Origin of the sequence: Kinneretia sp. DJ1R-11, from assembly GCF_025717595.1 — a bacterium.
Lineage (GTDB): Bacteria > Pseudomonadota > Gammaproteobacteria > Burkholderiales > Burkholderiaceae_C > Paucibacter_A.
In genome coordinates this window covers 13380-28300 of sequence record NZ_JAJIRR010000008.1, presented here as the reverse complement: position 1 = coordinate 28300, position 14921 = coordinate 13380, and the positions used below count along the sequence as shown (strand labels likewise).

The window sequence follows — 14921 nt, the reverse complement described above, 5'->3', positions numbered from 1 at the left end:
TTAGGGCTTGGCGGCCGGGGCCGACGCAGCCACCACGCGCACGCTGTCGCCATCACTGAGGAAGCTGACCCCGCTCTGCACCACGGCCGCGCCAGACTCCAGGCCGCCAAGCAGCTCCAGCCGATCGCCGACGCGGCGACCGGTGCTGACCTTGACCTGCTGCACCTTCTGGTCCTTGCCCACTCGGAACACATAGCTGTTGCCATCGCGCAGCTGCACGGCAGATTGCGGCAGGCTCAGCGCCTGACCGCGGCCCAGCTGGATCTCGCCGCGCGCAAAACTGCCGGCGCGCATCAGGGCAGCACCGGGGCCGCTCAGATCCACATAGACCAGGCCCATGCGAGTTTGCGCATCGACCGTGGGCGCCACCACCCGCACCTTGCCCGGCACTTTGCTGCCGTCGCCAGCTGCCAACTGCACCGTTTGGCCGGCGCGCACGCGCGCCAGATCGGCGGCGGGCAGCTCGGCCCGCCATTCCAGCCGGCCCTGGCGGATCAGATGAAACAGCTCCTGGCCCGGCTGCGCCACGCCACCCACCGTGGCCAGGCGGGCCGAGATGATGCCCTCGTCGGGCGCGGTGATGCGAGTCTGGGCCAGGCGCAGCTCGTCGCTGGCCACCCGGGCCTGGGCGGAATCGAGCCGGGCCTTGGCCGTTTGTTCGGCGGTCAGGTACTGGGCCAGTTGTTGGGCACTCAAGGCGCCACTGCCGCCGGCCTGCAAGGCACGAGCGCGCTCGGCATCGCCCTGGGCGCTGTGCAGCAAGGCCTGGGCTTCGGCCGCAGCGGCGCGGCTCTGGGCCAGCTCGGCGCGCACGGTGGCATCCGAGAGCTGGGCCAGCAGCTGGCCGCGCTTGACCCGATCACCGACCTGCACCTTCACATCGGCCAAGCGCAGACCGGCGATCTCGGCGCCGATGATGGCTTCTTGCCAGGCGGTGACGCTGCCATGGGCGCTCAAGTTTTGCTCCCAGTCGGCGCTGCTGGCCTGGGTCAGCTGCACGGTCAGGGCCGGCCGAGACTTGGCCGGCGCGCTGGCCACAGCGTCGGCCGCCGAGGCCGGCTGGGCTTGCATCAAGCCCAGACTCAGGATCAAGGCCAGCAGCGGGGAGACGGAGTGGGTCGAAGTGGTGCGATTCATGGACAGTGGACTCGCGAACAAATAGGGGGTGTTGGTGTTCTTGGACTTCAGGCGCGTGGGCTTCATACAGCGCGCCCTTCTTCTTTCGTCTTCGGGTCGAGCGGCGCGGCCTGCCCGTTCCAGCCTGCACCGGTGGCACGGCACAAGGCGACCCAGGCGCTCAGCCCCTCGCGCTGCAGCTGCACCAGTGCCGAATCGGCACCCAAGCTCAGGCGCCGGGCATCCTCCAACTCGGCCGCACTGGCCAGGCCCGCGCGCCAGCGCCGCTCCGTCGCCTGCAAGCTCTGCCGGTAGCCGGCCGCAGCACGCTCTGCGAAGGCTTCGCGAGCGCGTGCAGCGTCAAGGCGCACCAGGCCCTCTTCCACCTCGCGCACCGCTTGCAACACGTTCTGGCGATGGCCGGCCAAGGCCTCCTCATAGCGGGCCAGAGCGCCTTGCGCCTGTGCCCGGCGTGCGCCGCCATCGAACAAAGGCACATTCAAGCTGGGCCCGAAGGACCAGCCGCGGCCTTCATCGCTGCTGCCGCCTATACGCAAGTTGGCCAGCGAGATGCTGCCGCTGAGCTGCAGCTGCGGGTAACGCGCCGCTTCAGCGGCACCACGCTCGGCCCAGGCAGCCATGACCTGCTGCTGACTGGCTGCCAGATCAGGGCGGCGGGCCAGGGCCTCGGCAGGCACTGAGGCCACGGCCAGGCCCAAGCTGGTCATGGCAGGCAACTGCGCAGCGCCGGGCTGGAGGGACTGGCGTAGAGCGCCCTCCTCCATGGCCGTCAGCGCCACCAAGCCCTTGATCGCCAGATCGCATTCGGCCCGCTGGGCCAGGGCCAGATTGGCGGCATTGGCCGCTGCGGCCTGCAAGAGCGCCTCGTTGGCCGCCGATTCAAAGCCGACGCGCAAGCGCTCGGCTGCGAAGCGCGCCAGCTGCTCGGTCGCCGCTGCATCGGCCTGGGCGATCTGCGCCAAACGTTCGCAGCTGCGCAGGTTCAGATAGGCCTGGGCCACCTCGGCGGCCAAACTCAGACGTGCGGCCTGCGCATCGAGCTCGCTTGCGTTCAGCCGCGCCTGGGCGGCCGAGGCCTGCTGGCGCACGCGGGCGAAGAGATCGATCTCCCAACTGCTGTCCAGGCTCAGCGAGGACAAAGTCTGGCTCGGGCTGCCGCTGGGTTGGGCGGGCCGGCTGCGTTGCACCATGCCGTTGGCATTGAGCTGCGGCAGCTGTGCACTGCCGGCTTGCTGAGACAAGGCCCGAGCCTGCTGCACGCGCGCCAGCACCTGCTGCAAGCTCGGGTTGGCGCTTTCCGCCTGGGCTTGCAATTGCAGCAGCAAGGGGTCGTTGAGGCGCTGCCAGACGTGCTGCCCGGGCTCTGTCGCAGGAGCTTCAGCTTGAGGTGCATGCCAGCGCGTGGCCGCAGGCGCCAGTTGCCGCGGCAGTTCGGCCGGGGGTGCCAGGCTGCTGCAGGCGCTCAAGACGGCCAAGGCGCTCGTGGAAAGAGCCAGGCGCAGGCCGGGCATGACGGGGCTGTTGTTGGCTCTCATCCTCACCTTCATGTTTTTCATGTTTTGGGTGCTTTCTGGGTTCTCTTTGGCTTCACTGCGACAACGGTGGCGGTCTTGGCCGCCGACTGGCGCAACGCCCGTTCATGTTCAATCAAGGCCTCGCCATAACCGACCAGGCGACCCAGCACCCGCTCGTAGGCGCCGGGCCCGCGCACCAGGCCCGGCACCAAGGCTTCCATATGGTCGGCCGACATCCAATAGTCATGGGCCAGCGCAACCAGGCCGAAGGCCAGCTGATGGAGCTCGGTGTCCACTTCCGCCACCCCGCAGCGCTGCGCCAGCATCTGCACCAGTTCCAAATGGCGCGGTGCGATGTACTCGGCACAAATATCCTGGTAGACCGCAGAGGGCTCGATCATTTCGCGCCCACACAGCCGCAACAGGCTGGCCAGGGCCGCCTCTTCCAACTGCAAGGGCTGCAAAAAGGCGCCGTAAAAGCTTTCCAGCCACGGGCGCAGCGGCACGTTGGCATCGGCCTCGGGCATGCGGCCGATCACATCGGCCACGGGCCGCATCATCACCTCGCGGTACAGGCCCAGCTTGTCCCCGAAGTAATAGGCAATCAGGCCGATATTCGCCCCGGCCGCCTGAGCAATCTCCCGCGTGCTGGCCTTGTCAAAACCTTTGAGCGCAAAAATGCGACTGGCCTCGGTCAAGAGCCGCTCACGGCGGCCCGGCGCCTCATCGCCCGGAATCGTTTTGTTTCGTTTCGACATGGCGCGCATGATAGCCAAATTAATCAATCGATTGATTAAACATTTCCGAATGGCCCCTGTGCGGAAATGAAGGGCTGGGCTCGAACGACGCACATTTGTGCGAATGAAGCGCATCGGGCGGCTATCGGCACGAAGCGGAAATTCAAATGCAACCACAGAGGCACAGAGGCACAGAGCTAAAACCAATACAGCTTTGAATTTCTCTGTGCCTCCGTGCCTCTGTGGTTGCCTTTTGCATTCGGCTGCTATGTGCCGATTCCAGCTGGCCGCCCGAAGAGCTTGCAGGACAAAAAAAACAGGCCCTCGCTTTCGCGAGGGCCTGCCCGACTCAGATGGACCTTAGGGTTGGGGTGACTGGAATCAGAAGCTGTACTTGACGCCTGCCGTCCAGGTGTTCATGTGCTCGCCGTAGGTGCTGACGACAGGTGCCTTGTTGTAGCGGGTCAACTCGGTGCGAAGCGACCAGTTCTTGTCCAGGGCGTACTCGGCGCCCAGGCCCAGCTTGAAACCGACGCGATGGCTGTCCTGGGCCTGGATGCCGCTGAACTTGCGATCCAGGTGGCTGGCACCGAGGCGGCCGTAGACCGAGAACTTGTCATTGACCGGCAGGCGGCCGATGGCGTCAAGCGAATAAGCGGTGGTCTTGGCTTCGCTGCTGCCAATGCCATGGGTGCCCAGGCGCTGCACACTCAGTTCGGTGGCGAAATGCGGATTGAATTGGTAGCCGCCGCTGATGCCGTAGACCGTGCCGCGCTTGTCGATGTTGACTGCAGGGCTGGTCGGGCTGCTCAGGTTGTTGCGAGACTGGCCCAGATCGCCGCTGAGGTAAAAGCCCGAGTTGTTGCCCGGAGCAGCCACGGCAGCGCCGGTCGCTGTTCCCAGTGCGAGGGCCAGGGCCGAGATGGAAGCCAGGGCGATCTTGGAGTTCTTGTTCTTGTTCATGGTGGGTTCCTTTCGTTCAAGGCGGCCACCGAGGGCGCGCCATCACAGGGTTTCAACACTCGCTGCGAGTGGCGTTTGCCTCTCTCGCTGCGATGAATTCATTGTGTCGAAGCACCCTCGTCGCGTCAGTGCAGGCACGGTGTGTGCTGTGTGACGGCGTGTGACGGGCGAAATGGGAAACCGGTCCAAACCGGCCGCAATCAAGCGGAGCGAGCGCGGCAGCGCTGCGCAGGGACTGAGACTAGAACAGCTCCATATCGCTGAGCTGAGTCACTTCCTGCATCTGCCCGGCAGAGACCAGGTCGGCATGGTTGTGCACCTGGTTGCGACCGTTATCTTTGGCGTGATAAACGGCCTTGTCAGCGCGCTCGAAGGCAGCCGCCGGTGAGTCGCCAACACGCACCTGGGTAAAACCGATGCTGACCGTGATGCGGCCCACCTGAGGGAAGGCGTAATGCTCGGTGTTGTGACGCAGTCGCTCGAAGGCATGGGCCGCATCCACGCCCTCGTCGCAGCGCATCAGCACGACGAACTCTTCACCGCCGAAACGGTAGAGCAGGTCGTGGAAGCGGAAGCTGCTGCGCATCAGGCGCGACAGCAGCAGCAGCACTTCGTCGCCGATCAAATGGCCGAAACCATCGTTGACGGCCTTGAAATGATCGATGTCGATCACACCCAGGAAATACTGCGGGTGGATGTTCTCGTGGCGACGGTCGTTCTCACCCGCCTGCGGATCGGCCGCCACCACCTGCGCCAGCGTCGACAGCTCGCTCAAAGCCTTGAGAAAGCTCTCCTCGAAGGTCTTGCGGTTGAGCAGACCAGTCAGGGTGTCGCGCTCGCTGTAGTCGAGCAGACCTTGGAAGTTGTGATAGATCCGCAGCACGCTGCTGACCATGCGCTGGGCCTTGCTCTTGAGGCGGCTGGCCGAATGGATCTCCAGCACGCCGATGACTTCGCGCTCGGTGGCAATTGGAAAGAGATTGATCCAGTCCAACGCTGACTTCGGCGCCGGGCCCGCCTCGGCCTCATCGGCAAGCGGCGGCTGCTGCCATTGCAGCACCGTCCGACTGCGCATGCATTCCAGGCGCTGAGGGAAATCCGCGGCCGGCGGCAGCCGATCGGGTTCCAGCCAGAGCGGGTCCGCGGTTGCCACGGCATCGTCTCCGCGCAAATGGGCGCGCGTCAGCCAACGTTCAACTCCGGGCTCCCCGATATAGCGATAGATCGCCACCGAGCGCGGCTCCAGCAGATCGCGCAGGGCCGACACCAGCGTCACATCCATGACATCGCGGTCTCGGAAGCCGGTCAACTCGGCAAGATGATCAACGACTTCAGACATGGGTCAGGGAAGAACGCCTCGTTGAGCCAGGGCAGGCACAGGGAACACAATGAAGAAGGGCGGGGCGGCTGCGGCACGGCTCGAAAGCCGCAGCACAGCCGCATTCAACTCACAGCGCCGCCGCTTGTGTGGCCTGGGCATGTGCCGCAGTGTAGCGAGCGATCAGCTCCAGCAGATGGGCTTCGTCATAGGGCTTGCCGAGATAGTGGTCCGCCCCGAGCTGCTCGGCGTAGTCGCGATGTTTCTGAGCAATGCGAGAAGTGATCATCACCACCGGCAGTTCGCGCAGACGGGCGTCGGCTCGGATATTGCGCAGCAGGTCGAAACCGTCCATGCGCGGCATCTCGATGTCCGACAGCACCAGCACTGGAAGCTCGTCGCCGCCGAGCGCCTCCATGGCATCCAGCCCGTCCTTGGCCAGCTGCACACGGTAGCCCTCGCGCTCCAGAAGACGCTGGGTGACGCGACGCACCGTCAAAGAGTCATCGACGACCAGAACCAGCGGCGGCAGGTCTTCGCTCGATTCGGCCACCGGCTTCGGCGCAATGCCCTGCTCGGCCACATGCTGGGCAGCTTCACGGGCCTCCAGCAGACGCTGCTGCGCCAGTGGGCCGTACCAAGCTGCCAAAGCCACAGGGTTGTAAATCAGAGCCACATCGCCCGAGGCGAGCAGGCTGACGCCCGCCAGACCCGGCACGCGGCTGAGCTGTGCACCGAGGTTCTTGACCACCACTTCCTGATTGCCCAGGACCTCGTCCACGTGCAGTGCCAGTGACTGCTGGGCACTGCGCATCAGCACCACCGGCAGGTACTTGCCCTGACCATGGCCGCGCCCGGGCTGGCCCAGCAGACCGCCCAGCCAGTAGAACGGCAGGACCTGTCCAGCATGCTGCAGATTGCCCGTGGCATAAGCCTCTTCCACCAAAGCGGCCGGCACTCGCTGCAGCGAAGCCATCAAACTGGCCGGCACCGCCACCACCTGATCGCCGCTGCGCAGCAGCACGACCTGGGTCAGAGCCGTGGTCAAAGGCAAGCGCAGCGCGAAACTGGTGCCCAGCCCCGGCTTGGACTCGGTGGTGATGGAGCCGCCCAAGGTGCTGACCTCGGCGCGCACCACATCCATGCCGACGCCACGCCCGCTCAACTCGGTCACTTGCGTGGCCGTGGAGAAGCCGGAGGTGAAGATCAGCTGCATCAGGGCCGCTTCCGACAGCGTTTCGCCGGGCTGAATCAGACCCAGCTGCTCGCCGCGTTCGCGGATGCGTTTCAAATCCAGGCCAGCACCGTCATCGCTGAAGGTCAGCAGGACTTCATTGCTTTCCTGACGCAGCTCCAGCCGGACCGTGCCTTGAACGGGCTTGCCCAGAGCCTGGCGCTGCTCGGGCGCTTCGATGCCATGGCTGATGCTGTTGCGCAGCAAATGCTCGAAGGGCCCGGCCATGCGTTCCAGGACGCTGCGGTCCAGTTCGGTCTGGCCGCCGATGATCTCCAGCTGGGCTTGACGGCCGGCATCGCGCGCCGCCTGGCGCACCACCCGGTGCATACGCTCACCCAAGCTCTCGAACTCGATCAAACGGGTGCGCAGCAAATCGTCCTGCAGCTCACGCGTCAGGCGCGACTGAGCCGCCAACTCGTCTTCACCGAGCTGCACATTGCGCTGCAAGGCGCGCTGCACCGTGGCCACGTCGCCGACCGACTCGGTCAGCATCTTGGTCAGTTCCTGGAAGCGGGTGTAGCGATCGAATTCCAGCGGGTCGAAATCACGGCCGGCCTTTTGATGGAGCTCCTGCTGCGTGCCCATCTGGGCCTCGGCCTGCAGCTCCAGCTCACGCAACTGATTGCGCAGGCGCGCCAAGTTGTCGTCCAGCTCGAGCAAGGAGCCCTTCATCTGAGCCAACTCGGACTCCAGACGCGCGCGCCGGATGCTGACCTCACCGGCCTGGGCCGCCATGCGTTCAAGCAGGCTGCCTCGCACGCGCACCATGGCTTGCGGGCCGGTGCCGGGCAGTTCGATGGTGATGTCGTCGGGGCTGGCCTGACGTTCGCTGAAGCGCGACCAGTCGATCTGGCGCGGCGGCGCTGGCGCGGCCTGTTCCTCAACCTGCTCGGCCTCCACATCGGCGCCGGGTTCGGCTGCAGCGAGGACCTCGAGCTCTGCTTCGGCAGCGGCGGCATCGGCAACGGGCGCGTCGCCGGACTCCAATGCAGGTACCAGCTCAGCCACCGGCAGCACCTCGGGCACTGGCACGGCCGCTTCGGGCTCCAGAAGCGAGGCCAGCAAACGATCCAGGCTGGCTTCGAGCGCATCGCCGCCATCCTGCAGGGCTTGCAGGCTGGCATTGTCTGGCGGGTCCATGGCCAGCGCCACCTCGACGGCCGACTCCAGCTCATGGGCCTGCTCGCCCAGACGCATGGCACCGGTCAGGCGAGCACCGCCCTTGAAGGTGTGCAGGGCGCGCATGCAGGCATCGGGCGCGCTGCGGTCTTGCGGCCGCAGCAGCCAGTCGCGCAGCGCGGCATGCAGCTGGGGCAGTAGCTCGCGCGCTTCCTCCTCGAAGATCGGCAGCAGCACGGCGTCGATTTCGTCCGGCAAGCCAGGCTCGACTTCGTCTTGATCGGCCGTCGGTCGGCTCGGCGCAGGCTCAAGCGCTGCCGCCGAATAGGCCGGCAGATGCAGGTCCAAGGTGTCGTCCACCACCGTCGGCGTGGGACCGATATCGCCTGCGTCCGGAGTTTCCAGATCATCCAAGGCGTCGAAGCTGCCCAGCAGGCTGCTGTCCACCTCGGGCTCGTAAGAATGCAGACGCTCGACCAGCGAGGCGTCATGCGGGCGCAGGAAGCCGGCCGCGAACTGATGCAAGAGCTGGCGAATGTCTTCGGCCGCCCGCTCGAACAGCTGAGCATCGGCTTCGCTGAAGCGCTGAGCGCGCTGGGCGCGGCCCAAGGCGTGCTCCAGGGCTCGCGCCAGGGTCGACAAATCCTCATAGCCCACGGTGGCCGAATTGCCGGCCAGCGCGTGCGCCAGGGCCTCGCACTGCGCGGGCAGCGGCGGGTTCAGCTCCATCGCCCATTCCGCCAAGCCGGTGGCCAGGCGACGCGAGAGCTCATCGGCCTCGTTCAGGAAGATGTTGAACAGGGTGATGCCGATGCGCAGGGAACCGATGCGCTTGACGCCTTCGTCCCCCTCTTCGGCAGTTTCGTCGGCAGCCTCGCCCTCGCCCGCATCCACATCGCCAGCCTGGCTGTTGCCAGAACTGACCAAGCTGAGATGAGGCACAGCCGGCGCTGCGACCGGCGGCTCAATCGCGTTCGCCAGGTCGGCAAGTGCTTCGGCCTCCGTCTCGGCGGCGTCCTCGGCTTCGGCCACCACTTCAGGTTCAGCCGGGACAAGAGGTTCACCCACCAACTCGCCCAGATCGAGGTTCAGCTCGAACTCGGGCAATTCAAAATCGGGTACGGCCTGGCTGACCGTCTCGGGCGCCGCTTCGGCAGCGTCCAAAGGCAGGTCCAAGGTCAGGGGCAGGTCGAGTGCATCCAGGGATGCAAACTCGCTGGCCGCAGCGTCCTCGGCCTCACTCGGCAGTTCGCTGAGAACGGTCTCGGCGGCGGCGGGCAGCACATCGGTCGGCGTCTGGGCTTGAGCGGCTTCCAGCGCGCTGTCCGCGGCGGCTTCGCCCTCGCCCAGCAGATCCAGTTCCAGCAAGTCCGTCAGCACAGGCGGCTGCGCGTCGGCCGCTGCACCGGCATCGAGCTCGAGCATCAGCCCGGCATCGCCAAGCAGCGGCTCGGCTTCGCCCAAGTCCGGCCCAAGTTCAGGCAGCAACTCGGTGGCCAGTTCAGTCAAGAGCTCGGTATCCGGGCCTTCAGACAGCACCGTGGGGGCAGGCTCGATGGCCGTGGCCTGCCAGCTCGGCAACTCGACCGGTTCATCCATGAACTCGGTCGGCGTCGGCTGGACCGTGGGCAACTCGTCCGACAGTGCCGGGAGTTCGAGGTCAAGACCCAGATCCGGGTCGGCCAGATCCGGCGCCAACGAAACTGCGGGCACTGCGGCCTCGTCGGTCAACAGGGGCGGTTCAGCCAGAGTCAACTCTGGAAGCGTCAGCTCGGGCAGCGCCAGCTCAGGCAGTTCCAACACCTCTTCGGACAGCTCCGGCAACTCGACCGGCAACTCCAGGTCTGCGCTCGGCTCAGCCTGCTCGGCCAGCTCAATCGCCTCGGCTTGCGACTCGATGGGCTCGGGCGCGGCTTCGGATTCAGGCAGCGACTCCATGCTGAGCTCGCCGCCCGGCTGTTCCGCCGAGGCATCGATCAAGGCTTGCAAGGGTTCCACTTCGGCTGCGGCCTCGGCTTCAGCCGGCGCGGGCTCGAACAGCTCCTGAGCCGGCGCTTCGGCCAGAGGCTCGGCCGGCATTTCTTCCGAAGGCAGCTGGCGTCCCGGCCAGTCCAGTGCCAGCGCCTCGCCCTGCAAACGCAAGGCGTTGGCACTGCGTCGCAGCGGGTCGGGAATGAAGGCGCCGCTCTGACGGCCGGCGATCTGCTCGCACCACTGGCCAAGGTAATCCAAGGCCTCGGCACTGAAGGCCAGCAAAGGCGCATCGGCCTGCGGCGTGGCATCGGCCAAGCGCGCATTGAAAAGCTGTTCGCAGGCCCAAGCACCCTCGCCATAGGCGTCAAAGCCCACCATGCGGGAGCTGCCCTTGAGGGTGTGGAAGGCACGGCGCAGAACCGTCAGCTGCTCGCGATCGCTGCCGTCTTCTTGCAAGGCAGCCAGGGCAGCGCGGGCATTGCCCAACACTTCGCCAGCTTCCTCGAGGAAGATCTCCTGCATCTCGGGGTCCTGCGCAAAGGCGGCCGGGGCCGGTTCGGCCGGCGCCAAGGACGCCTCGGCAGGCTCAGGCATGGAGGCAGGTTCTGCAAGCTCGGGCGCGCTGTCGAACCCGAAACTCAGCTCCGGCAGACCCAGGTCGCCCAAGGCAGCAGGTGACTGGCTGTCCAAGGTCTGCAGGGGCGTGGGTGCCGAGGGGCTGTCCAGGTCCAAGTGCATCAGGCCGTCCAGCGGCGCCGGTGCCGAAGCCACCATGGGCGGCAGCGGGCTGGCGTCGGCGCGTCGGCCCATGACCGGGTTGAGACGACCACTGGCCTCCTCGAACACAAACATGCGTTTGGCCAGCTGCGGCTGCACGCTCAGCATGTCGATCAGGAAACCCAGGGCGCCAAGATTGTTGGCGAGGCGCTCGAACAGCTCGCGCGGACCGCCACGCTCGGTGTCGACCTCAGTGTTGGCTAGCTCATCGACCTCGTCGCGCATGCGCAGGCAGGCCAAAGCCGCTTGGTCCAGACCCAAGACGGTCAGCACACCGCGCATGGCGGAGAGCTGGGCCGGCACCGGAATCAATTTTTGACGCTGCGCCGGGTCACGGAAATACTCATCCGCCTGGCGCTCGATGTCCGACAGGCTGGCACGCAGCTCATGAACCACGCTGCCCAGGGTCTGGCGGTCGGAGACCCGGCGATACAGATCCTCCATCCAGGCTTCCAGCGGCTGTGGTGCGTCGCCATGGGCGACCGCGTCAATACGCTGGGCCAGAGCGCGCACGCGCTCGGCTTGCTCGGGCTGGTCGAAGGCCGCGTCGTCGAGCGCCGCCTCCACATACAACATGCTGGTGGCCACTTCCATGGCCAGAGCGGGGCGCGGCGGCTGGCCCGAGCGCAAGGTGGCAACCACCGCGCGTTGCAGGGTCTGGCCCAGCACCTCGCCACTCGGGAACAGGCGCTGCAGCGATTCCGCCACGGCTGCGAATTGCTCGTCGAGGCCGGCCAGGCGATGGCTGTCGCCCTCGGCGGCACTGCCCCAGGACTCCTTGGCCACGCCGACGCGGCGGCGCGCCTGCGCCACCCAGGCCGGATCGATATGACCCAGGGTCTGGTCTTCGTAATCACCCCGGAATTCAGGGTTCAGGCCGAAAGCCCGGCGCACCGCACTCAGGCGTGGCGCCATGCGCTCGTTCGCCGGGTCGCGCGCCTGGGCGCAGAAGAAAAGCAGGTCTTGCGCCAGACGCTCTTGCACCGCCGGATCAACCTGACGACCCAGCTTGAGCTGGGACAGCAGGCGCGAGCCCAGGCGCTTGACGAAAGCGTCGCCGTCCAGCAAGCCCAAGGCCTGGGCCTGGAACTGCGCGGCAGCCAACTGCCAGAGGGTCTTGCTGTGCGATTCGATCAGGCCCGCGGCCAGGCCGGCGCAAAGGTCGCTCAAGCGGCCGGCAAAGGCCGGGCTGGGCGTGCGCATGTGCTTGAGCAGGGCCGCTTCGAACGGCGCGCGGCCGGTCTCAGGGGCCAGGGCCGGGCAGCCGGTTTCGTCCGGCACATCGCACCAGCGCCATTCGTACTGCCAGAGGTCGGCCGGGTGCACCCGCTCGGCGCCGACAAAAGTCTGCAGCTCACGGTAGGCCGGGAACAGGCTCAGCGTCGAGGCCTTGTTGCCAGCCAGCAGGCGGGCGATGTAGCTGAGCAGGGCGAAATTGGCGCGCTCGATGGTCTCGACGCGGAAAGGATCCACCAGATCGGTGCGCTCGGCCAGGAATTGCACCGCCTGTTCGGCAGCGCGCAGCACCGTGGCACCGGCCGGCAAGCCGACCAGGGACAACACGCCGGCCACCTGGTGCAACTGGGCTGCGGCGCCCAGCAAAGACTGGGAGCTGGAGCCGACTTCGGCACCCAACACGCTGAACTTGCTGTCGCCATCGCGCAGCATGCGCCGCAGCGCCTTGTGGACCGATTCAAGGGATCGGCGCAACTCCTCCTGCACCCACGCCAGGGGGCTGAGGTCGGGAGGAAACTCGGACTCGCGGAACTGATCCATGCCGGGCTCCGCCTCTTAGGCGACCTTGAACCGCGCCACCGACTGCTTCAAAGCCTCGGCCGAACGGGACAACTCGTGCACCATCTGTGCGGTCGAGCGCGTGCCTTCGCTGGTCTGTTCGGTCACGGCAAAAATATGCTGGATGTTGGAGGCCACCTCATTGGCGGAGGCGGCTTCGCTGAGGGCCTGGGTAGAAATCTGGGCGATCAAGTCATCGAGGCGACGCGACACGCTGTCGATCTCTTCCAGCGCCTTGCCGGCCGCATCGGACAGTCGCGTACCCTGCACCACGCCGAGCGTCGAGCGCTCCATGGCGGCCACGGCATCGTGGGTGTCGGTCTGAATGGTCTTGACCAGGGCGGCAATCCGGCGCGTCGCATCGCCCGAGCGTTCCGCCAGGCGCTGCACTTCTTCTGCCACCACCGAGAAGCCGCGACCGGCTTCACCGGCCGAAGCGGCCTGGATGGCCGCGTTCAGCGCCAGCACGTTGGTTTGTTCGGTAATGTCGGAGATCAGCTCGGTGATCTCTCCAATTTCCTGCGAGGACTCGCCCAGGCGCTTGATGCGCTTGGAAGTTTCCTGGATGTGCTCGCGGATGGCATTCATACCGCTGATGTTGTTCTGCATGGCCTGCAGACCCGACTCGGCGGCCTGACGCGACTGGCGCGCCACTTCGGCCGTGGACTGGGCCTGGTTGGACACCTCATTGATGCGCTCGGCCATCTGCAACACGGCCTCACCGGTGGAACGGATCTCGTGCAGCTGTTCCTTAGACGCGGCCAGCAGGTCGGTCGAGGTCTGGTCGACCTGACCTGTGGTGTCGGTCACCCGAGCGGCCGTGGCCTGCACCTGGCCGACCAAGCTGCGCAGCTCTTCCACGGTGTAGTTCACCGAGTCGGCGATGGCGCCGGTGATGTCCTCGGTCACCGTGGCTTGTTGCGTCAAGTCACCTTCAGCGACCGACTGCAGTTCGTTCATCAAACGCAAAATTGCGGCCTGGTTGGCGTCGTTGACGCGCTTGGCTTCGCGCTCTTGCGCCTTGGCCTCGCCCTCCTGGGCCTCGGCCAACATGGCACGCTGTTTTTGGTCCGCCACATAAAGGCGCAGGAAACCGAGCGAGCCGGCCACCAGGGCGCCCAAGGAGGCGATCATCAGCAGGGCCAACCACCAGCTCACGCCACCGGCCGACTCCAGCTCCAAGGCCAGGTCTTCCAAGCCCTTGCGCAGGGTTTCGCTGTCGCCCAAGATGCTCTTCTGGGCTTCGCGCGAAGCCACCAGGCCTTGCAGATTGCCCAGAATGGCGGAAGCTTGGGTGCGGGTCTGTTCATATTGCTTCAGCAAGGCGCCCAGGCGTTCGCGCAGCTGCGGGTCCTTGGCACTGGCCAGGCGCAGCTCGGAATTGCCGTTCAGCAGTGCTTCGGCAATCAGCTTGAAGGAGTTCAAGTCTTTGCCCAGCAGGAACACGGCCTCGGGGCTGACGCCGTCCTGGGTCAGGAATTCGTTGGCGCTCTTGCCGATACGCTGGGTCAACATCACCAACTGGCCGGCGGCGGAGATTTCAGCGGCCGAACCATTGCGCTGCAGCGACTCCGAGGCCACGGCCTCGGCGCTTTCCAGCAGATCGCTGGACTGGCGGTTGATGGCACGCAGGGCCTGGCCCACTTCAGTCAGCACCTTTTCCTGCGCCTGCACCACCTTGGCATTCTTTTCAGCGCGCTCCACCAGGGGCTGAACAATGTCCAGCACCGGCTGCACGCTTCCTGGGGCTGCGGCCAAGGGGCCGTCGCCGGTGCGCAAGTTGCCGACCACGCCGACCAGCACGCTGCCGCTCTCACGCAGCTCGGCAAACGCGCCTTGGTTACCCACCAGGGCGGTGGACACCGACTTGGCCATGCGCTGCGAGTGCATCAGGGCCTGACCGGCCGCGCGCACCTGGGCCGCACTGCGGCTGCCGCCAAGCAGACTCAGGCTGACCGTGGCGGCCGTGCCGAGCAAGCCCACCGCGACCAGGGCGATCAGTACCGTCTGGCGGCGGTTCTCTGGCGGCTTGCTGTCCGTCTGCTGCTCCGTCAGAGGGCCATCCAGGGCCGCGCTGGTGGTGGCAAAGGTTGCCGTGGTTTCACCAAACTCGGTGGCGCCTTGCTGCTCGGTGGGCAGGGCCTCAGAGATGATGGATGAGTTCGACAACTGGCCCGGGCCGGTGTGCGTCTGCGTGGACACCAGCACCGCACCGGAGGGCACGGAATCCGCATGTGCGGCTTCCACTTGGCCTTCGGTCTCGGTCTTGCCCAGGTTCTTGATCTTGTCCAGGAAGCTCATCTCACCCTCGTGAATTCGTTGAAAACCGGTCCTTCATGAACCGGTGTTGG

At 66.1% G+C, this 14921-nt stretch carries 7 protein-coding genes; all 7 read right to left on the bottom strand.

Translation table 11 applies throughout. The features are described from left to right. Complete coding sequence (locus tag LNV23_RS14210) at positions 1 to 1203, bottom strand: efflux RND transporter periplasmic adaptor subunit (RefSeq protein ID WP_263563566.1); 1203 nt, start codon at positions 1201 to 1203, stop codon at positions 1 to 3. After that, positions 1200 to 2672 carry an efflux transporter outer membrane subunit gene (locus LNV23_RS14205; protein WP_263563565.1) on the bottom strand — a complete coding sequence of 491 codons (1473 nt, stop codon included), beginning with the start codon at positions 2670 to 2672 and terminating at the stop codon, positions 1200 to 1202. Before LNV23_RS14205 ends, LNV23_RS14210 begins: the two co-directional genes overlap by 4 nt. A gap of 17 nt (positions 2673 to 2689) precedes the next feature. Further along, positions 2690 to 3523, bottom strand: a complete 834-nt coding sequence (locus LNV23_RS14200) for a CerR family C-terminal domain-containing protein (RefSeq protein ID WP_263563564.1) — start codon at positions 3521 to 3523, stop codon at positions 2690 to 2692. Between the two features lie 246 nt (positions 3524 to 3769). After that, on the bottom strand, positions 3770 to 4351 hold the full coding sequence (locus tag LNV23_RS14195) for a porin family protein (RefSeq protein WP_263563563.1): 582 nt from the start codon (positions 4349 to 4351) through the stop codon (positions 3770 to 3772). A 241-nt stretch (positions 4352 to 4592) separates the two neighbouring features. After that, on the bottom strand, positions 4593 to 5690 hold the full coding sequence (locus LNV23_RS14190; RefSeq protein ID WP_263563562.1) for a GGDEF domain-containing protein: 1098 nt from the start codon (positions 5688 to 5690) through the stop codon (positions 4593 to 4595). Positions 5691 to 5799: 109 nt separating this feature from the next. Further along, the gene (locus tag LNV23_RS14185; RefSeq protein WP_263563561.1) at positions 5800 to 12552 is read right to left on the bottom strand and encodes a hybrid sensor histidine kinase/response regulator; all 6753 of its coding nucleotides are present in this window, start codon (positions 12550 to 12552) and stop codon (positions 5800 to 5802) included. Between the two features lie 15 nt (positions 12553 to 12567). Further along, complete coding sequence (locus LNV23_RS14180) at positions 12568 to 14871, bottom strand: methyl-accepting chemotaxis protein (RefSeq protein ID WP_263563560.1); 2304 nt, start codon at positions 14869 to 14871, stop codon at positions 12568 to 12570. Positions 14872 to 14921 lie beyond the last annotated feature (50 nt).